The organism is Agrococcus jejuensis (assembly GCF_900099705.1).
Taxonomy (GTDB): Bacteria; Actinomycetota; Actinomycetes; order Actinomycetales; family Microbacteriaceae; genus Agrococcus; species Agrococcus jejuensis.
Map to the genome: position 1 here is coordinate 729,743 of NZ_LT629695.1, position 18,109 is coordinate 747,851.

The window sequence follows — 18,109 nt, forward strand, 5'->3', positions numbered from 1 at the left end:
CGCGTGCCTAGGCTGCGACCGCGCCGGCGCGGTAGCCGACGCCGCGCACGGTCGTCACGACGCGCGGCTCTTCGGGGTCGAGCTCGACCTTCGAGCGCAGGCGCTGCACGTGCACGTTCACGAGGCGCGTGTCGGCCTTGTACTGGTAGCCCCACACCTGCTCGAGCAGCATCTCGCGGCTGAAGACCTGCGCGGGCTTCGACGCGAGCGTCACGAGCAGGTCGAACTCGAGCGGCGTGAGCTGGATGCGGTCGACGCCCCGGCGCACCTCGTGGCCGGGCACGTCGATCGTGAGGTCGGAGACCTGCAGCGTCGTCTGCTCGGGCTCGCGACCGGGACGCAGGCGCGTGCGGATGCGCGCGACGAGCTCCTTGGGGTTGAACGGCTTGACGATGTAGTCGTCGGCGCCGGCCTCGAGGCCGCGCACGACGTCGGTCGTCTCGCCCTTCGCGGTGAGCATGATGATGGGCGTGCCCGACTCGGCGCGGATGAGCTGGCAGATCTGGATGCCGTCGAGGCCAGGCAGCATGAGGTCGAGCAGCACGAGGTCAGGCTGCACGGTGCGGAACCGGTCGAGCGCGTCGATGCCGTCTGGGCAGAACTCGAGGTCGAAGCCCTCGGCACGCAGCACGATGCCGATCATCTCCGCCAGGGCGGTGTCGTCGTCGACGACCAGGATCGTGGGCATCGGGCTCCTCTCGCCGGGCCACGATACCCGAGCGAGCCTCAGCGTCCGCTCACCGCGCGGCGTCGTCCGATGCGACCTCGGCGGGCTGCTCCTGCGCATCCGCCAGGCGCGTCGGCAGGGCCCGCATCGTGCGGAATCGGCTGAGCAGGAACGGCGGGATCGCGAGCGCGCCCACGGCGACGCCGATCCACATGGCCTCGACGGTGCCGAGCGCCGTGCCGAGGCCGCCCGCGACGAGGGCGCCGATCGGCATGACGCCCCAGACGACGGTGCGGATGGACGCGTTCATGCGGCCGAGCAGCGGCTTGGGGCACAGCCGCTGGCGCGCGGTGACCTGCACGATGTTGAAGACGAGCACGGTGAAGCCGAAGATCGCCTCGCCCACCATGAGCAGCACGACGGCGGCGTCGGGCACGAGCACCGACAGCGGCAGCAGCGACGCCGACGCCGCGAACACGACGGTCGACCACGTGATGGCCGGGCCCTCGCCGATCGCTCGCGCGATGCGCGTCGCGAGCAGCGAGCCAGCGAGGCCGCCGATGGCGCCGACCGACATGATGACGCCGAAGAGGAAGGCGTCGATGCCGAGGATGCGCAGGATCGCGATCGGCAGCAGCGTGTAGACGATGAACGAGCCGAGGTTCGACAGCGCGACGGTCGCGACGACGCGGCGCAGCAGGTCGTTGCCTGCGACGAAGCGGATGCCCTCGCCGATCTCGACGAAGAGGTTGCGGTGCTCGTGCTTGGGGCGCACGACCTCGCCGTCGCGGATGCCCGAGAGCGCGAGGGCCGAGACGAGGAAGCCCGCGACGTTGGCGAGCAGGACGACGGGGGCGGCGAGGAGGCCGAGCAGGCCGCCGGCGACGGCCGGGCCGCCGAGGCGCATGGTCTGCGCCGTGGCCTCGAGCACGCCGTTGGCGTCGCCCACGTGGTCGTCGTCGACGAGCACGGGCACGAACGACTGGTAGCCGACGTCGAAGAACACCGTCGCGATGCCCACGATCGCGCCCACGACGACGAGGTGCCAGATCTCGAGGTGGCCGAGGATCGCCAGCAGCGGGATGACGGCGACCGCTGCGGCGCGCACGAGGTCGGCGGCGATCATGACGTGCCGCTTGCGCATGCGGTCGAGCCAGGCGCCCGCCGGGAGGCCGACGATCAGGAACGCAGCCGTCTGCGCGGCGTTGAGGTAGCCCATCTCGGCGTCGGTCGCGCGCAGCATCGTGACGGCGATGATCGGCATGGCGATGCCCGCGAGCTGCGCACCGAGCTGGCTCGTGCCCTCGCCCGCCCACAGCAGCGCGAATCCCGGCTGCCTCCACACGCTGCGTCTCATGTCGTCGATGATGACACACCGATTGGGTTTTCCCAATGACTCGCCGCGATCTGCCACGATGGGGTCGTGAGCGAGCCGAGCACGACGCCCGTCCCCGCAGCGGCGCATGCCTCGCTCGAGGCGCGCGCGAAGGCGCTCGGCTCCCCCATCCGCTGGCGCATCCTGCGCCTGTGCCTCCACGAGCCGCGCACGAACCGCGAGCTCGCCGAGCTGCTGGGCCGCAACCCCGCGACGATGCTGCACCACGTGCGCACGCTCGTCGACGCCGGCTACCTCGCACCGCAGGAGCCGCGCCGCGGCACGCGCGGCGCCCGCGAGATCCCCTACCTCGCGACGCGGCTCACGTGGACGGAGGACGAGCAGACGTCGTCATCGGACGTGCTCGTGCGCACCTTCCTCGAGGAGATCGAGGGGCTGCGCCCCGACGACGTCAGCATCATGCGCGCCGGTCTGCGCCTCTCGCAGGACGAGCTGCACGAGTACTGGCGGCGCACCGAGGAGATCGTCAAGGACCTCATGGCCCGCCGCGAGGCCGAGCCCGACGTCGAGCGCACCTCGTGGGGCGTGTTCATGGCCATCCACCCCGACCGGCAGCAGGACGGGCCGGCGCGGGAGGACTGAGCGGTCGGGGCCGGCCGAATGTGCGCCTGAGCGAGACGTCGCGGCGCTCAGCGCCGCATGACCCCATCTCCGCGCACATTCCGCCGGCCGCGATCGCGCTGGCCTACGCGGCGTCGCGCGCCTGCGTGATCGCCCAGAGGGCGTCGAAGATGCCCGCGTTCAGCTGGAAGGCGAGCCTCGCCTCCTCCACGAGGCGCGACTCCTCCTCCGCTCCCCACGGCATGCCGTCGAGCGCGGCACGGTAGGCGCGGCGGATGGGCACGGGGCCGCCCGCCGACGCGAAGTCGTAGAACGAGACGTGCTCGTCGCCCGCGCCGTAGTGGCGCTTGAGCATCGTCGCGATGACCTGGCCGCCCGAGATGTCGCCGAGGTAGCGCGTGTAGTGGTGCGCCGTGAACGCCGGGGCGTCGTCGCGCACCGCCAGCACCCGCGCGACGTACGCCTCGGTCGCGGGCAGCACCGGCACGCCCGCCGTGCCGCCGAGCGCCTCGAGGTCGGCGCGGATGGCGTCGGACCGGTCGAGGTTGCGATCCGAGAGGAAGGCGGGGTCGCCCGTCTGCGGCATGCGCGACTCCATCGCCCGGTACACGGGCTCGAGCTGCGCGAGGTAGAGGCGGTAGTCGTCGAGGCCGAGCTCGCCGCTCATGAGCGCCGTCACGAAGCCGCGGTGCTCGGCCTCCTCGTGCACGGTCGCGGTCGCGGCGCGCAGGCGCGTCGACAGGGTGGACTCGGCGTCGGTCTGGTCAGCGTGCATCGAACGCCTCCCTTCCTGCTCGGGGCGCACCTGCGCCCGTGCGGAGCGGCACGACCATGCGTCGTCCGCTGCGAGGATGCTCCACGATCTCGACGGGATGCCGATAGACCTGCGTGAGCACCTCCTCGTCGATGTCGTCGGGGGTGCCGGCGCGGCGCACGCGCCCAGCCTCGAGCAGCACGACGGCGTCGGCGACCGCGAGAGCCGCGTCGAGGTCGTGCAGCACGAGCACGACGGTGCCGCCATGGCTCGCGACGTCGCGTGCGAGGCGCAGCGCGGCGTCCTGATGGCGCAGGTCGAGCGCGGCGGTGGGCTCGTCGAGCAGCAGCACGCCCGCATCCTGCGCGAGCACGCGCGCGAGCTGCACGCGCGACCGCTCGCCGCCCGACAGCGACAGCACGCCCTGCTCGGCGTAGGCCTCCGCCTCGGTGTCGACGAGCGCGGCGTGCGCGATCGCGTCGCGCTGCGCCGCCGACTCGCCGTCGCGCCACGCGTGCCTGCCGAGCGCGACGACCTCGCGCGCCGGGTAGTCGAACGCGACGCCGTGGTGCTGCGACAGCACGGCGCGGATGCGCGCGGCGTCGCCTGGCGAGAGCGCTGCGGCATCGAGGTCGGCGATGCGGATGCTGCCGCTCGCTGCGGGCAGGTCGCCCGCGATCGCGGCGAGCAGCGTGGACTTGCCCGATCCGTTCGGCCCGACCAGCACGGTGATGGCGCCGGCCTCGGCGACCATCGACACGTCGCGCAGCACGGGGCGGCCGCCGAGCTCGACGCGCAGGCCGTCGACGACGACGGTCATGCGGGCACCGCCGTGCGGAGCCTGGCGCGCACGAGCACGAGGAACAGCGGGCCTCCGACGACGGCCGTGAGCACGCCGATCGGCAGGTCGACGAACGGCACGAGCGTGCGGGCGCCGAGGTCGGCGCCGACGAGCAGCAGCGCCCCCGCGAGGGCCGAGAGCGGCAGCACGACGCGCTGGCTCGGGCCCACGATGAGGCGCAGGACGTGCGGCACGATGAGGCCGACGAAGCCGATGATGCCGCCGGTCGCGACGGCACCGGCCGCGAGCAGCGCGGCGCACAGCACGGCGACGGCGCGGAACGCGCGCAGGTCGAGGCCCGAGCGGCGCGCATCCGTCTCGCCGAGCGCGAGCGCGTCGAGCCCGTGCGCGAGGGGCTGCGCCACGACGAGGCCGATCGCGACGACGACCGCGGCGGGCGCGAGGCCCGCCCACGTCGAGCCGTTGAGCGACCCCATCTGCCAGAACACGATCGCCTCGCGGCTCGTGGTCTCGGCGAGGAAGACCATGAGGGCCGAAGCGGCACCTGCGACGGCGTTGACGGCGATGCCGACGAGCACGAGCACGAGCGTCGCCGAGCCGCCGAGCCGCGACGAGAGCGCGAGCACGACGAGGGTCGTGAGGATGCCGGCGACGAACGCGGCGGCGGGCACGGTCCAGGTGACGACGGCGGCGCTCGACGCGATGATCGCGATCGCGGCGCCGACGGCGGCGCCCGCGGTGATGCCGATGACGCCCGGCTCGGCGAGCGGGTTGCCGAAGAGGCCCTGCGTGATGGCGCCCGCCGTCGCGAGCGCCGCGCCGACCACGAGGGCGGCGGCGATGCGCGGCAGGCGCACGTTCCACAGCGCACCGTCGGAGCGCACCGCGGTGGCGTCGGGCGCGACGCCCAGGAGCTCGCCGATGCGACGCGCGAACGACGCGCCCACCTCGGCAGGGCTCATGGAGTACTGGCCGAGCAGCATCGACGCCGCGACGGCGACGACGAGCAGCGTGACCAGCACGATCGTCGTCGTCGCGGCGCGAGAGCGGCGCACGCGCGCCGCCGGCCGCTCGGCCGCCACCGTGCGGTAGCGGCCGAGCGCAGCCTGGTGGGCCGTCGAGGCCGTGGTGCCGGTCGTCACGGCGCGTACACCGCCTCGGCGAGCGAGACGAGCACCTCGGGATACGACGGCCCGAACGACAGCACCTCGCCGTCGGCCATGTCGACGATGCGCTGCGTCCGACCGGCGACGGTGTCCGAGACGCCGGGGCGGCCGACGAAGCCGTCGACGCCACCGGTCGACGCGAGGCCGCCCGTCATCGTGAGGATGACCTCGGGGTCGATCGCGAGCACCGCCTCCGCCGTCGCGGGTGCGATGTCCTGCACGCCCGCCTCGGTCGGCGCATCCAGCCCGCCGATGGCGTCGATGAGGTCGTCGGCGCCCGAGCCCTCGCCCATGACGAAGAACACGGATCCCGTGCCGCGCACGTAGAGGAAGGCCATGCGCAGCGGCTCCCAGTCGCCCGCGAGCGCGCCGACGCGCAGCTCGGCGGCCGCGAGGCGCTCCTCGAAGTCGGCGACGAGCGTCTCGCCCGCATCCGACACCCCGAAGGCGTCGGCGACGACGAGGACCTGCTCGGCGATGAGGTCGACGCCGCGCTCGGAGGCGACGACGAGCACCGGCACGCCGGAGGCGCGCAGCTGCTCGGGCACCTCGGGCGGGCCCATGGTGTCGTCCATGATCACGAACGTCGGGTCGAGGTCGAGGATGGCCTCGGCCTGCAGCTCGTGGCCGTTCTGCGTCACGACGGGCAGGTCGGCGACGACCGACTCGGTCGACGTGTTGGCGCGGCCGACGAGCGTGTCGGCGAGGCCGAGCGCGATGACCGTCTCGGTGAGGGTGCCGTAGAGGTCGAGGGCGAGCACGCGCGAGACGTCGGCCACCTCGACCGTGACGCCGTCGACGCCCGTCGCGGTCACGGGCAGCTGCGGCTCGGGGTCGGCGATCGGCTCGGGCTCCGCCACGGTCGCCGCGGTCGACGGTCCCGTGATCGTGCGCGGGTCGACCGTCGACGGGGTGGGCTCGGCCGGCGCCGACGATGCCGGCGCGGCCGAGGTGGACGCGGGGGCGTCGCCCTGCTCTCCGGCTGCGCAGCCGGAGAGCAGGACGACGAGCAGGGCGACGCCTGCGGTGAGGCGCCTCATGCGCGGGCGAGCCTCCGACGCAGCACGAGGCCACCCGCCATGAGCAGGGCCGCGAGCGCGACCATCGGCAGCAGCACGTCGATGCGCTGCTCGGCACCCGTCTGCGGCAGGGTGCCCGACGCGACCGAGCACTCGACCTCGGCACCGATCGGCAGGGTGAACGACACGGGGTCGAGCGCCTCGCCTGCGCCGTAGAAGCCGGCGAAGCCCTCGGCGCCTGCGGCAGTGAGGGTCGCGGTCGCACCCGACACGGTCAGCGCGCCACCCGAGACCGTCGACGAGAACGACAGGCTCGCGAACGCGATGTCCGAGTACGTGTGCAGCTGGCCGTCCTCCATGCCCTTCGACACGACGTCGGCGACGATCGTGCCCGACGACGGCCCCGTGAGGCGGATGCGCACGTCGCTGACCGTGAGGTCGAGCGCGCCCGAGTGGCCGGCGAAGTGGATGCTGCCCGGCAGGCTCACGAGACCCGTGGTGCCGTCGAGCTGGATGGCACCCGAGCCACCCGACCACTGCCAGCCGCCGTCGACGTCGGAGACGCCACCCGTGGTGGTCCAGCCGCCGTTCGCGATGCCGCCCGAGATGTACGAGCGGAACGACGAGCGGATGCCCCACGTCATGGTCGCGCCCGAGACCGCGTTGGCGGTGCACTGCTCCTGCTGCTCGGCAGCCTGCTGCACCGGCTGCTGCTGCACGGGGTTCGTCGGCACGACGACCGGGGGCTGGATGGGCGTGGGCTGCTGCGGCTGCTCGGGCGTGCCCGGCTCCTGCGGCTGCGTCGTCGACGCGATCGGCAGGGTCGCCGACACGGGGTCGAGCTCGGAGCCGGCGGCGTAGAAGCCCGCGAAGCCGGCGGCGCCGTCCTCGGTGAGCACCGCGGGGGCGTTCGCGATCGTGAGGGTGCCCTCGGCGACCGCCGCCGTGGCGACGTCGCCGGCGGCGCGCGCCGCGGGAGCGGCGAGCGTGACGGTGGCGAAGTCGATGCCGGTCTGCGTGACGTACTCGGTCGAGCCGAGCGAGCGCGACACCGTCGAGGCGACGATCGTCGCCTGCGTGGCCGAGTCGATGCGCAGGCGCACGTCGCTGATCGTCAGGTCGAGCTGGCCGCCATGACCCGTGAAGCGGATGTGGCCGGGGTAGGCGACGAGCGCCGTGCCGGTCGCCTCGTCGGCGACGCCCGTGCCGCCCGTCCACGAGAAGCCCGACGCATCCATCGTCACGCCGCCCGACGGGGTGATCGTGCCGTTCGCGATGGGTCCGACGACGTAGCTGCGGAACGAGGAGCGGATGCCCCACTGCAGCGTGGCGTCGGCGATGCCGAGGCCCGTCTCGGGGTCGGTGGTGCCGGGATCCGTCGGGTCGGTGCCCGGGCCCGTGGGGTCGGTGCCGGGCTCGGTCGGGTCGACCGGCGCCTCGACGGCCGCGAGCGGCAGCGTGAACGTGGCCGTGCCGAACTCGTCGCCCGGCTGGTAGGTGAAGATCGGGGCGGCCTCGGCCGTGATCGCGATCGCCGCGTTCGTGACGGTGACGGACTCGTCGCCGAAGACGGCGCTCGAGAGGTCGATCGTCGCGAATCGCAGGTTCGGCTGGTCGCCGTTCGTCGACGACGTCGCGTCGAGCACGAGGTAGGCCTCGGTCGCCGAGACGAGCTCGATGCGCAGGTTCGTGAGGTCGATGTCGATCATGCCGCCGTGGGCGAAGAAGCCGAACGTGCCGGGGAAGGCGACGAGCGCGGATGCGGCGTCGGCGTCGACGACGCCGGTGCCGTTGCCGGCCCAGCGGAAGCCGTCGGTCGTGCCGCGGTACTCGACGCCGTCGGCGGCCGAGATCTGGCCGGCTGCGGCCTGGTAGCGCAGCCAGCTGGCGCGGAACGTCCAGTCGATCGTCGCGCCGGCGACGTCGTGCGTCGGCTCGGCGGGCGTCACGGGCACGACGGGGTCGGTGCCCGGATCCGTCGGGTCCGTGCCCGGATCCGTCGGGTCCGTGCCCGGGTCGGTCGGGTCCGTGCCGGGATCGGTCGGGTCCGTGCCCGGGTCCGTCGGCTCGGTGCCCGGGTCCGTCGGCTGCTCGACCGCGACGAGCGGCAGCGTGAACGTGACGGGGTCGAGGGCCGTGCCTGCGGAGTAGAAGCCCGCGAAGGCGGCTGCGCCGGCCTCGGTGAGCGTCGACGCGGCGCCGGCGATCGAGATCGACTCGGCGCTCGTGGCGAGGCCTGTGAGGTCGATCTGCGCGAAGCGCGTGTCGGGGTGCTGCTCGATGGTGCCCGACTGCAGGCCCTTCGAGGCGACGTCGAACACGAGGTAGCCCTCGGTGGCCGAGACGAGCTCGACGCGCGCGTCGGACAGCGTCAGGTCGAGCAGGCCGCCGTGCCCCTGGAACTGCACGGAGCCGGGCAACGAGACGGTGCCTGCCGAGGTCGCGGCGTCGGCCGAGCCGGCGCCCGACGCCCACGTGAAGCCGTTCGCGCCGGCGACGACGCCGCCGGAGACGATCGTGGTGCCGTTCGCGATGGGGCCCGCGATGTACGAGCGGAAGGACTGCTTGACGCCCCAGTCGAGGGTGGCGTTCGCGACGTCCTGCGTGGCTGCGCTCGCGGGCGGCGCTGCGACGACTCCGACGGCGCCCGCTGCGACGAGCAGGGCCGACAGGATCGTCGCGAGCGCACGGCGGCGCACGGGCATGGCTGAGTGCATGCGAGATCTCCGTGAGGTGAGAGGGGAAGGCGTCACGAGGAATCCTCGTGACATTAGGTGAGCCTAACCTAACCTCAAACCTCACGACGCGCCAGTCGCGCGTCCTCGCTCAGCCCTCCAGGCGGTCCGCAGCCTCCAGCCACGCCTCCTCGAGCTCGGCGAGGCGCTCCTCCACCTCGCCGAGCTCGCGCTGCATCGACAGCAGCCGGTCGTAGTCGCTCTGGTCGACGACCGCGAAGTCCGCCAGCAGCCGCTCGCGCTGCTCCGTCGCCTTCTGCACGCGGCGTTCGAGGCTGCGCACCTCGAGCTCCAGCTGGCGACGCTCGGCGCCCGAGATCCGCTCGCGCGTCGGGGCTGCGCCCTGCGCATCCATGGGCGTCGCCGCCCTCCCCCGCTGCGAGGCCGCCTCGGCCTCGATCCGCAGGTACTCGTCGACGCCGCCCGGCAGGTGCTGCAGGCGACCGTCGACGACCGCCCGCTGCTGGTCGGTGACGCGCTCGATGAGGTACCGGTCGTGGCTCACGACGATGAGGCAGCCCGCCCACGAGTCGAGCAGGTCCTCGAGCGCCGCGAGCATGTCGGTGTCGAGGTCGTTCGTCGGCTCGTCGAGGATGAGCACGTTGGGCTCGTCGAGGATGATGAGCAGCAGCTGCAGGCGCCGTCGCTGGCCGCCCGAGAGGTCGCGGATGGGCGTCGACAGCTCGTCGGACTGGAAGCCGAGACGCTCGAGCAGCTGCCCGGGCGTCATCTCCTCGCCGCCCGAGCCGTACGACGAGCGCAGGCGCCCGACGACGGTGCGCACCGGCTCGTGCTCGACGTCCTGCAGCTCGGCGAGCTCCTGGCTCAGCTGCGCGACCTTCACGGTCACGCCGCGCTTCACGCGGCCGCTCGTCGGTGCCAGCTCGCCCGAGATCAGCTGCAGCAGCGTCGACTTGCCCGCGCCGTTGCGGCCGAGGATGCCCGTGCGCTCGCCCGGCGCGATGAGCCACGTGATGTCGTCGAGCACGTCGCGGTCGCCGAACGACACCGACACGTCCTGCAGGTCGACGACGTCCTTGCCGAGGCGCGTGACGGCGAGCTGCGCGAGCGCGATGCGGTCGCGCGGCTCGGGCACGTCCTCGATGAGCTGCGTCGCCGCGTCGATGCGGAACTTCGGCTTCGCCGTGCGCGCAGGCGCACCGCGGCGCAGCCACGCGAGCTCCTTCTTCATGAGGCTCTGCCGCTTCGCCTCCGTGACGCGCGAGACGCGATCGCGCTCGACGCGCTGCAGGATGTACGCCGCGTAGCCGCCCTCGAAGGGCTCGACGATGCCGTCGTGCACCTCCCACGTGTCCGTGCACACCGCGTCGAGGAACCAGCGGTCGTGCGTCACGACCGCGAGCGCTCCCCTGCCGCTGCCGAGCCGCCGCACGAGGTGGTCGGCGAGCCAGGCGATGCCCTGCACGTCGAGGTGGTTCGTGGGCTCGTCGAGCAGCAGCACGTCCCAGTCGCCCGCGAGCAGGCGCGCGAGCGCGACGCGGCGGCGCTGGCCGCCCGACAGCGACGCGATCGTCGCATCCCACGGCACGTCGCCCGCGAGGCCCGCGACGATCTCGCGGATGCGGGCGTCGCCCGCCCACTCGTGCTCCTCGCGATCGCCGACGATCGTCGCGCCGACGGTGCCCTCGTGGTCGAGCACGTCGCGCTGGTCGAGCATGCCCACGCGCAGGCCGCCGCGATGCGTCACGCGTCCGTCGTCGGGTGCGAGCGTGCCGGCGAGCAGTCGCAGGAGCGTGGACTTGCCGTCGCCGTTGCGGCCGACGACGCCGATGCGGTCGCCGTCGTCGATGCCGAGCGAGATGCCGTCGAAGATGACGCGGTTGGGATGCGCGAGCCGGATGCGCTCGGCGCTGAGGAGGTGTGCCATGTCCTCCCCAGCGTAGGCGGGGCGCGGCGGGTCAGTCGCCTGCGTCCTTGGCGGTGCTCCCTTCGAGGCTCACTCCGTTCGCACCTCACGGAGCGGTCATCGCGAGGCGGGACGGGGCTGGTCAGTCGCCCAGCGGCTCGTCGCGCGGCGCCTTGCCCGTCGCCCGCTCGTAGTGCGCGAGCTGCTCGTTGAGCGCGCGCATGAGCTGGAAGACCTGGTCGGGCAGCACCTTGACGCGGGCCACGACCTGCGCGTCGAGCGCCTCGGGCGAGCGGCCCGTGATCGCTGCGAAGTCGAGCGTGAAGTACTGGCCGTTCTGGCCGACGGCCACGAAGTCGGCGAGCACGCCGCCGGCGACGGACTCGGGCACGTGCATGCGGATGGCGGGATCGTCGCTCATGGCTCCAGCATCCCGCAGCGGCCCATGCTCAGTCGATGAGTCGCGCGCCGGGCACGGGACCCGTGACCTTCGTCGCGGGGATGCGCGCCGCCGACAGGGCGATCTGCAGCTCGAGCGCCGAGTCGAGGTCGGCGCACAGGAAGGCGCACGTCGGGCCGGAGCCCGACACGAGCCCAGCCAGGGCGCCGTTGCGCTCCCCGAGCTCGAGCGTGCCTGCGAGTCGCGGGGCGAGGTGCAGCGCCGCGGGCTGCAGGTCGTTCGAGAGCACCTCGGCGAGCATGTGCGCGTCGCCGAGCCGTAGCGCCTGCAGCACGCGCGCGTCGACCTCGGGCCGCCGCACGGCGGGCATGATGTCGGCGCGATGGCGCATGCGGTGCTCGTCGAGCTCGGCGTAGACCTCGGGCGTCGCGAGGCCCTCGTCGCTGAACGCGAGCACCCAGTGCAGCTGCCCCTGCGCGAGCGCGGGGCTCAGCTCGTCGCCGCGACCCGTGCCCACGGCGGTGCCGCCCTGCAGCGCGAACGGCACGTCGGCGCCCAGGCGGGCCGCGAGGCGATGCAGCTCGTCGCGACCGAGCCGCAGCCCCCACAGCTCGGCGCACGCGACGAGCGTCGCGGCCGCATCCGCCGATCCGCCGCCCATGCCGCCGGCGACGGGCACGTGCTTCTCGATCGACAGCGCGACGCCGTTCGTGATCTTCGCGTGCCGCGCGAGCAGCATCGCGGCGCGCACGGCGAGGTTGTCGGCGCCGGTCGAGAGCCCCGAGGCGTCGACGGGGCCCGTGAACTCGACCGAGAAGTCGTCGGCCTCGCGGGCCTCGACGATCTCGTGGAGGCTCACCGCGTGGTACGCCGTGGCGATCTCGTGGTAGCCGTCGTCCTGCAGCGATCCGACGCCGAGGTAGACGTTGATCTTCCCGGGCGCCTTCGCTCTGACGACGCTCGGCTGCACGAGTTCGACCCTAGCCGCGCGGAGAGGGTCGATCCTGCACGTGCGCCCAGCGGGCACCCCCGCTCCCGGTGGATGCGCGGGCGTAGGGTGCCTGCCATGGCGCACCCGCCGAAGGTCGACCCGGCTGCGCCGCACGTCGAGCGCGTGCGGCGCATCGCGATGGCGCTGCCGGGTGCGCAGGAGAAGGTCTCGCACGGCGCGCCCGCCTTCTTCACGACGAAGGTCTTCGCGTACGTCACGGCGAGCGAGCGCGTCGACGGAGAGCTCGTGCGTCGCGACCGCGCGCTGTGCGTGCTGCTGGATGCCGACGAGCGGCTCGCGCTGCTGCACGAGGGCGCGTTCGCGCCCGCCTACCTCGGCCCGTCGGGCTGGGTCGCGCTCGACCTCGACGGCGTCGACGACGCGCGCCTCGCCGAGCTGCTCGACGCATCCTTCCGCGTCACGGCACCCGCGCGGCTCGTGCGCGAGCTCGACGCGCGCTGACCCTGGCTCAGACGAGCAGCGCCCCCGCACGCGTGAACGCCGCGAGGTCCAGCTGCTCGCCGCGCAGCGTGGGGTCGATGCCGACCGACTCGAGCGCCGTCGACGCCTCCGCCGACGAGCCGAAGGTGCTCGACAGCGCCTGACGCAGCATCTTGCGGCGCTGCCCGAACGCGGCGTCGATCACGCGGAACGTCGCCTTGCGCAGCGGCTCGTCGCCCGGCGTCTCGCCGCGCCGGAAGCCCACGAGCACGCTGTCGACGTTCGGCACGGGCCAGAACACCTGGCGCGACACCTCGGCCTCGAGCGCCCACGACCCCCACCATGCTGCCTTCGCGCTCGGCACGCCGTAGGTCTTCGACCCGGGAGGCGCGGCGAGGCGGTGCCCCACCTCGGCCTGCACCATCACGAGGATGCGGTCGATCGACGAGAACGTCTCGAGCAGGTGGATGAGCACGGGCACCGACACGTTGTACGGCAGGTTCGCGACGACCGCCTCGGGCGCGACGGCGACGTCGTCGGCGGTCAGCAGCAGCGCATCCTTCGCGACGACCGTGAGCGACGCCTCGGGCTGGTGCTCGGCGAGCGTGCGCGGCAGCCGCTCGGCGAGCCGCGGGTCGATCTCGACGGCCGTGACGGCGCATCCGGCCTCGGTGAGGCCGAGCGTCAGCGAGCCGAGGCCCGGGCCGACCTCCAGCACCGAGCGGCCGTCGACGTCGGCGGTGCGCACGATGCGCCGCACCGTGTTGGCGTCGTGCACGAAGTTCTGGCCCCAGCGCTTCGTGGGGGTGAGGTCGAGCTCGGCCGCGAGGCGGCGGATCTCGGTGGCGCCGAGCAGGGTCATGCCCACGTACCGTACGCGCGATGCGTGTTCTCGGTGAGCTGCGCGGCCAGCGCGTCGGCGTCGACGCCGCGGCGCTCGGCCATCGCCCGCACCGTGACGGGGATGAGGTACGGGCTGTTCGGGCGGCCGCGGTGCGGCGCGGGCGTGAGGAACGGCGCGTCGGTCTCGACGAGCAGCAGCTCGGGGTCGGCGACCGTGATCGCCCGGTGCAGGTTGTGCGCGTTGCCGAACGTGAGCGTGCCGGCGAACGACATGTACCAGCCGTGCTCGTTGGCGATGCGCGCGAGGTCCTCGTCGCCCGAGAAGCAGTGGAAGACCGTGCGCTCCGGGGCGCCGACGCGCAGCAGCGTCTCGACGACGGCGTCGTGCGCGTCGCGGTCGTGGATCTGCAGCGCGATGCCGTGGCGCTTCGCGATGTCGATGTGCGCCTCGAACGACTCGTGCTGCGCGCGCCGACCGTCCTCGCCGGTGCGGAAGAAGTCGAGGCCCGTCTCGCCGACGGCGCGCACGCGCGGCTGCGCGGCGAGCTCGTCGATGCGGCCGAGCGCGTCGAAGAGCGTGTCGGCGTCGGCGTAGCCGGGCGCCTCGTTCGGATGCAGCGCGACGGCCGCGAGCACCCGCGGGTCGAGCTCGGCGAGGGCGGCCGACCACTCCGACGACGGCACGTCGCCGCCGACCTGGATCACGCCGGCGACGCCCGAGCGCTCGGCGGCGTCGAGCGCCTCGCGGTAGCCGAACGCATCCCCGTCCTTGATCTCGAGGTGCGTGTGGTTGTCGTACACCGGCACGGCGAGCGGCGCGGGCTCGGGCGGGCGCGTGAGGTCGCGGCCCTCGCCGGATCGCTCGCGCACGTACTCGCCGCCTGGCAGCGAGTGGGGTCCTGGCTCATCGGGCAGCGGCACCCGACCAGCCTAGGCGCGCGCAGCCATGCGCTTCGTCGGTGCCGGCCAAGGTCCGCCTCAGCGCCCTGACGAACGACTCGCTCGCCCGGTTGTGTGGTGCGGCGGATGCGGGTGCGCCATGCTCGAGAGCAGTCGAAGGAGGCCGACATGACCACCATCACGCGCACGACCCGCACCGCCCTCGCGGTGCTCGCCGCGGCGGGGCTCGCGCTCACCGCCGCCTGCTCGTCGACCACGAGCCCCGGCGCATCCGGCGAGCCGAGCGACGAGCCGACGTCGTCGACGAGCCCGAGCCCGATCGACTCGGCACCGCCCGCCGCGGGCGACCCGACGGCGATCCCCGACGACGACCCGCGCCTGTCCGACGCGATGGGCGCCCCGTCGTTCCCCGTCGTCGAGTGGGCAGAGGCCGGCACGACGCTCACGGTGCTCATCGGCGGCTCGGGCTCCGCCGCCTGCGTGCCGACGCCCGTCGGCGCGACCGTCGAGGGCGACACCGCCATCACCGTCGAGTTCACGCCGCCGTCCGGCGACCTCATGTGCACGGCCGACTTCCGCGTCTACGGCTGGGAGATCCCCCTCACCGAGGGCGTCGACGCGACGCAGACCGTCGAGGTCACCGTCGAGGGCCTGCAGGAGGGCGCCGAGCCGACCGTTGTGCCGCTCGCGCCGTAGTGGTCGACGAGCGCCAGCCGCGCATCGTCGAGGGCATGCGCGTCGAGCGGGCCGCCAGGCGCGGCCCGCCCGACGGCGTGCCTGCGCGAGCGCTCGACGGCGGTCCGATCGTGCGTCGCCTCGACGCCGACCGGATCGTCGTCGCGCTGCTGGCACCTGCCGACGCCGCGCCCGTCGCCATCACGACCCGGCGCCACGGCGACGCCGTGCATGCCGTCTTCCAGCCGTCGATCGGCAAGGGCCCGCGGCGCGAGCCCGTGCCGTGGCACTACGTGCTGCGACTGCCGGATGCTACGCCGACGCATGCGCCGCTCACGGTGCGCATCGTGGGGCTGGGATTCGACCCCGACGTCGACGTCGAGGTGCCTCCGCTGCCCTAGCGCGCGTCAGGCCAGCTGCGCCAGCAGCTCGTCGATGCGCTCGAAGTCGGAGTCCATGCCGCCCTCGTCGAGGCCCGACTCGACCATCTGGTCGCACGCCTCCTTCGTCGAGTACGTCGACGTGATGACGAGGTCGGTGAGCCCGGGCGCGACCTCGACGAGGTCGAGCATCTCGAGCGTCACGCCGTGCTCGCCCTCGAACTGCCACGTGTGCACGATCCGCGTCGGCAGCACCTCGTGGTACGAGCCCCAGAAGCGATAGCGGCCCTCGCCGACCTCGACGGTGTAGTCGAACGCGCCACCCGTCGTCGGCTCGAAGCGATCGAGGCGCACGCAGCTGCCGCGCGGCCCCATCCATCGCACGAACAGGTCGGCGGTCGTGTGCACGCGGTGCACGTCCTCGACCGACGCCTGGAACGTGCGCCGATGCACGATGCTCTGGTCGCCGACGCGCTCGTGGGTCGTGGTCGTCACGGATGCCTCCCGGGTCGGGCGCGATGCGCCGACACCGACGCTAGCCCGCTCCACCGACGCCGTCGAGCGCCGTGCGTCAGACGCCGGGGCGCGGCACGTAGATCCACGCCTCGCGACCCGAGGCGAGCACGACCGACGTGCGCTCGTAGCCGACCGACTCGTACCGGTCGGTCGCGGCGAGCGCCTCGTCGTCGAGCGTCAGCACGCCGCCGTCGACGCGGTCGGCGACGTCGCCCGAGCGCTCGACGCCCGGGTGCAGGTCGCTGCCGGACGCCGCGATGACGGCGGGATCGGTGATGCGCACCGTCGTGAGACGCCAGCCGACGAGCGCGTCGGGCACCGTCGGCACGGGGCCGCCGTACAGCGCCTGCTGCACCGACTCCTGCCGCAGCGTGCCGAACGAGAAGACGGCGTGCGTGCCGGTCTCGCCCGCGTCGGTCACTGCGCCTCGACGCGCGGGAACAGCGGCGGGATCGTCTCGACCCGGCCCGTGCCGCGCCACGCGTGCGCCGAGCGGATCGCCTGGTCGCGCACCTCGCCCTCGCCGCCGACCGCCGCCCACAGCGCCTGCGTCGACCGCGTCATGACGGGCGCGAGCAGGATCGCCGCCGTGCCGATGCCCTGCACGAGCGTCGCGAGCACCGCATCCAGCTCGTCCTGGCGGGCGTCGTCCTTCGCGAGCACCCACGGCGCCTGCTCGGTGACGAAGCCGTTGAGGCGGTCGACGATGCGCATGGCCTGGTCGATGGCCTCGTGGATCTGGAAGCGGTCGATCGCCGCGTCCGCACGACCCACCGACGCCTCGAGCAGCTCGGCGACCTCGGGCACGGGCGCGACGTCGGGCACGACGCCGTCGCGGTACTTCTGCACCATCGCGATGGCGCGCGAGGCGAGGTTGCCGAGGCCGTTCGCGAGCTCGGAGTGGTAGCGCGCGTCGAGGTCCTCCCACGAGAACGACCCGTCGGAGCCGAACGCGATCGCGCGCATGAAGTAGTAGCGGAAGGCGTCGACGCCGAACACGTCGGTGATCTGCCGCGGCTCGATGCCCGTCGCCTTCGACTTCGACATCTTCTCGCCACCCACGAGCAGCCAGCCGTGGCCGAAGACGTGGTCGGAGACCGGGATGCCGGCGGCCATCTGCATCGCGGGCCAGATGACGGCGTGGAAGCGGGCGATGTCCTTGCCGACGATGTGCACGGCCGGCCAGCGACGCTCGAACGCCTCGTCGTCGACGCCGTAGCCGATGGCCGTGACGTAGTTGAGCAGCGCCTCGAACCACACGTAGACGACGTGATCCTCGTCCCACGGGATCTTGATGCCCCAGTCGAACGTCGAGCGGCTGATCGACAGGTCGGTGAGCCCCTGCGACACGAACGACCGCACCTCGTTGCGCACGTGCTCGGGCTGCACGTAGTCGGGGCGGTCGGCGTAGAGGTCGAGCAGCTGCTGCTGGAACTCCGACAGCTTGAAGAAGTAGTTCGCCTCGCGCACCGTCTCGACGGGGCGCGAGTGGATGGCGCAGACCAGCTGGCCCTCGTACTCGCCCGTGCCGGGCACGAGGTCGCTCGCCGTCTTGTACTCCTCGCAGCCGACGCAGTACTCGGCCTCGAACTCGCCGTGGTAGATCCAGCCCGCGTCGTAGAGGCGCTGCAGGAAGATCTTCACGCCGCGCTCGTGGCGCTCCTCCGTCGTGCGGATGAAGTCGTCGTTCGCGATGTCGAGCAGGTCGAGCTGCGGCTTCCACGCCGACTCGACGAGGCGGTCGGTCCACTCCTGCGGCGACGTGTCGTGCGCCGCGGCCGTGCGCATGATCTTCTGACCGTGCTCGTCGGTGCCCGTGAGCATGAACGTGTCGTCGCCGCGCATGCGGTGCCAGCGCGCGAGCACGTCGGTCGCGACCTCGTTGTATGCGTGCCCGATGTGCGGCACGTCGTTGACGTAGTAGATCGGCGTCGTGACCGTGAACCGCTCAGGCATGGTCTCCATCCTACGAAGGATGCTGGCGTCGTTACGCCGC

The 18,109-nt window shown here is 73.1% G+C and carries 19 protein-coding genes; 4 read left to right on the plus strand and 15 right to left on the minus strand.

Annotation, left to right across the window (positions count from 1 at the left end; genetic code table 11):
* Positions 1 to 7: 7 nt before the first annotated feature.
* Positions 8 to 688, minus strand: coding sequence for an MtrAB system response regulator MtrA (mtrA, locus tag BLQ67_RS03425; protein WP_092502462.1), 681 nt, complete (start codon positions 686 to 688; stop codon positions 8 to 10).
* Between the two features lie 49 nt (positions 689 to 737).
* Positions 738 to 2,024, minus strand: coding sequence for an MFS transporter (locus BLQ67_RS03430; protein WP_157674648.1), 1,287 nt, complete (start codon positions 2,022 to 2,024; stop codon positions 738 to 740).
* 66 nt (positions 2,025 to 2,090) lie between these two features.
* Between BLQ67_RS03430 and BLQ67_RS03435 the strand changes: the two genes are divergently transcribed.
* Positions 2,091 to 2,645, plus strand: a complete 555-nt coding sequence (locus BLQ67_RS03435) for a winged helix-turn-helix domain-containing protein (RefSeq protein ID WP_092506754.1) — start codon at positions 2,091 to 2,093, stop codon at positions 2,643 to 2,645.
* A 103-nt stretch (positions 2,646 to 2,748) separates the two neighbouring features.
* Here BLQ67_RS03435 and BLQ67_RS03440 read toward each other — a convergent pair whose 3' ends face one another.
* The 8 genes from BLQ67_RS03440 to BLQ67_RS03475 all read right to left on the minus strand — a co-directional run bounded on the left by BLQ67_RS03440 (position 2,749) and on the right by BLQ67_RS03475 (position 12,337).
* Positions 2,749 to 3,399 carry a biliverdin-producing heme oxygenase gene (locus BLQ67_RS03440; RefSeq protein ID WP_157674649.1) on the minus strand — a complete coding sequence of 217 codons (651 nt, stop codon included), beginning with the start codon at positions 3,397 to 3,399 and terminating at the stop codon, positions 2,749 to 2,751.
* The gene (locus BLQ67_RS03445; RefSeq protein WP_092502468.1) at positions 3,389 to 4,198 is read right to left on the minus strand and encodes an ATP-binding cassette domain-containing protein; all 810 of its coding nucleotides are present in this window, start codon (positions 4,196 to 4,198) and stop codon (positions 3,389 to 3,391) included. The genes BLQ67_RS03440 and BLQ67_RS03445 overlap by 11 nt, the downstream gene beginning before the upstream one ends.
* Positions 4,195 to 5,322 (minus strand): FecCD family ABC transporter permease, encoded by a 1,128-nt coding sequence (locus BLQ67_RS03450; protein ID WP_231945150.1) that lies wholly within the window; start codon positions 5,320 to 5,322, stop codon positions 4,195 to 4,197. The genes BLQ67_RS03445 and BLQ67_RS03450 overlap by 4 nt, the downstream gene beginning before the upstream one ends.
* On the minus strand, positions 5,319 to 6,386 hold the full coding sequence (locus tag BLQ67_RS03455; RefSeq protein ID WP_092502470.1) for a heme/hemin ABC transporter substrate-binding protein: 1,068 nt from the start codon (positions 6,384 to 6,386) through the stop codon (positions 5,319 to 5,321). The genes BLQ67_RS03450 and BLQ67_RS03455 overlap by 4 nt, the downstream gene beginning before the upstream one ends.
* A complete protein-coding gene (locus BLQ67_RS03460; RefSeq protein WP_172802242.1) occupies positions 6,383 to 9,082 on the minus strand; it encodes an HtaA domain-containing protein in 2,700 nt (899 codons plus the stop codon). Before BLQ67_RS03460 ends, BLQ67_RS03455 begins: the two co-directional genes overlap by 4 nt.
* Positions 9,083 to 9,191: 109 nt before the next feature.
* Positions 9,192 to 10,988, minus strand: coding sequence for an ABC-F family ATP-binding cassette domain-containing protein (locus BLQ67_RS03465; protein WP_092502474.1), 1,797 nt, complete (start codon positions 10,986 to 10,988; stop codon positions 9,192 to 9,194).
* Positions 10,989 to 11,109: 121 nt separating this feature from the next.
* Positions 11,110 to 11,388: a DUF3467 domain-containing protein gene (locus BLQ67_RS03470; RefSeq protein WP_092502475.1), complete on the minus strand. Its 279-nt coding sequence runs from the start codon at positions 11,386 to 11,388 to the stop codon at positions 11,110 to 11,112.
* Positions 11,389 to 11,416: 28 nt separating this feature from the next.
* Positions 11,417 to 12,337, minus strand: a complete 921-nt coding sequence (locus BLQ67_RS03475) for a 4-(cytidine 5'-diphospho)-2-C-methyl-D-erythritol kinase (RefSeq protein ID WP_092502477.1) — start codon at positions 12,335 to 12,337, stop codon at positions 11,417 to 11,419.
* Between the two features lie 96 nt (positions 12,338 to 12,433).
* Between BLQ67_RS03475 and BLQ67_RS03480 the strand changes: the two genes are divergently transcribed.
* Positions 12,434 to 12,820, plus strand: coding sequence for an MmcQ/YjbR family DNA-binding protein (locus tag BLQ67_RS03480; RefSeq protein ID WP_092502479.1), 387 nt, complete (start codon positions 12,434 to 12,436; stop codon positions 12,818 to 12,820).
* A 7-nt stretch (positions 12,821 to 12,827) separates the two neighbouring features.
* On the opposite strand, the gene rsmA is transcribed toward BLQ67_RS03480, so the two are convergent.
* Together rsmA and BLQ67_RS03490 are read right to left on the minus strand one after the other, a co-directional pair.
* Positions 12,828 to 13,667, minus strand: coding sequence for a 16S rRNA (adenine(1518)-N(6)/adenine(1519)-N(6))-dimethyltransferase RsmA (gene rsmA, locus BLQ67_RS03485; RefSeq protein ID WP_092502481.1), 840 nt, complete (start codon positions 13,665 to 13,667; stop codon positions 12,828 to 12,830).
* Positions 13,658 to 14,563, minus strand: coding sequence for a TatD family hydrolase (locus BLQ67_RS03490; RefSeq protein WP_407922483.1), 906 nt, complete (start codon positions 14,561 to 14,563; stop codon positions 13,658 to 13,660). Before BLQ67_RS03490 ends, rsmA begins: the two co-directional genes overlap by 10 nt.
* Positions 14,564 to 14,710: 147 nt before the next feature.
* On the opposite strand from BLQ67_RS03490, the gene BLQ67_RS03495 reads away from it, so the two are divergent.
* Together BLQ67_RS03495 and BLQ67_RS03500 are read left to right on the plus strand one after the other, a co-directional pair.
* On the plus strand, positions 14,711 to 15,238 hold the full coding sequence (locus BLQ67_RS03495; RefSeq protein ID WP_092502483.1) for a hypothetical protein: 528 nt from the start codon (positions 14,711 to 14,713) through the stop codon (positions 15,236 to 15,238).
* A gap of 35 nt (positions 15,239 to 15,273) precedes the next feature.
* A complete protein-coding gene (locus tag BLQ67_RS03500) occupies positions 15,274 to 15,618 on the plus strand; it encodes a hypothetical protein (RefSeq protein ID WP_157674650.1) in 345 nt (114 codons plus the stop codon).
* A gap of 6 nt (positions 15,619 to 15,624) precedes the next feature.
* Here the strand turns inward: BLQ67_RS03500 and BLQ67_RS03505 are convergent, their stop codons facing one another.
* The 3 genes from BLQ67_RS03505 to metG form a co-directional block, all read right to left on the minus strand.
* Positions 15,625 to 16,092 (minus strand): SRPBCC domain-containing protein, encoded by a 468-nt coding sequence (locus BLQ67_RS03505; protein WP_157674651.1) that lies wholly within the window; start codon positions 16,090 to 16,092, stop codon positions 15,625 to 15,627.
* 76 nt (positions 16,093 to 16,168) lie between these two features.
* Complete coding sequence (locus tag BLQ67_RS03510) at positions 16,169 to 16,534, minus strand: gamma-glutamylcyclotransferase family protein (protein WP_092502489.1); 366 nt, start codon at positions 16,532 to 16,534, stop codon at positions 16,169 to 16,171.
* Positions 16,531 to 18,069, minus strand: coding sequence for a methionine--tRNA ligase (gene metG / locus BLQ67_RS03515; RefSeq protein WP_092502491.1), 1,539 nt, complete (start codon positions 18,067 to 18,069; stop codon positions 16,531 to 16,533). The genes BLQ67_RS03510 and metG overlap by 4 nt, the downstream gene beginning before the upstream one ends.
* Positions 18,070 to 18,109 lie beyond the last annotated feature (40 nt).

Excerpts from the sequence above, each read along its gene's own strand:
- BLQ67_RS03455 (WP_092502470.1), bottom strand. The coding sequence starts at position 6,386 with ATGAGGCGCCTCACCGCAGGCGTCGCCCTGCTCGTCGTCCTGCTCTCC.
- BLQ67_RS03465 (WP_092502474.1), bottom strand. The coding sequence starts at position 10,988 with ATGGCACACCTCCTCAGCGCCGAGCGCATCCGGCTCGCGCATCCCAAC.
- BLQ67_RS03500 (WP_157674650.1), top strand. The coding sequence starts at position 15,274 with ATGCGCGTCGAGCGGGCCGCCAGGCGCGGCCCGCCCGACGGCGTGCCT.
- BLQ67_RS03495 (WP_092502483.1), top strand. The coding sequence starts at position 14,711 with ATGACCACCATCACGCGCACGACCCGCACCGCCCTCGCGGTGCTCGCC.
- BLQ67_RS03430 (WP_157674648.1), bottom strand. The coding sequence starts at position 2,024 with ATGAGACGCAGCGTGTGGAGGCAGCCGGGATTCGCGCTGCTGTGGGCG.
- BLQ67_RS03440 (WP_157674649.1), bottom strand. The coding sequence starts at position 3,399 with ATGCACGCTGACCAGACCGACGCCGAGTCCACCCTGTCGACGCGCCTG.
- BLQ67_RS03445 (WP_092502468.1), bottom strand. The coding sequence starts at position 4,198 with ATGACCGTCGTCGTCGACGGCCTGCGCGTCGAGCTCGGCGGCCGCCCC.
- metG (WP_092502491.1), bottom strand. The coding sequence starts at position 18,069 with ATGCCTGAGCGGTTCACGGTCACGACGCCGATCTACTACGTCAACGAC.
- mtrA (WP_092502462.1), bottom strand. The coding sequence starts at position 688 with ATGCCCACGATCCTGGTCGTCGACGACGACACCGCCCTGGCGGAGATG.
- BLQ67_RS03470 (WP_092502475.1), bottom strand. The coding sequence starts at position 11,388 with ATGAGCGACGATCCCGCCATCCGCATGCACGTGCCCGAGTCCGTCGCC.
- BLQ67_RS03480 (WP_092502479.1), top strand. The coding sequence starts at position 12,434 with ATGGCGCACCCGCCGAAGGTCGACCCGGCTGCGCCGCACGTCGAGCGC.
- BLQ67_RS03460 (WP_172802242.1), bottom strand. The coding sequence starts at position 9,082 with ATGCACTCAGCCATGCCCGTGCGCCGCCGTGCGCTCGCGACGATCCTG.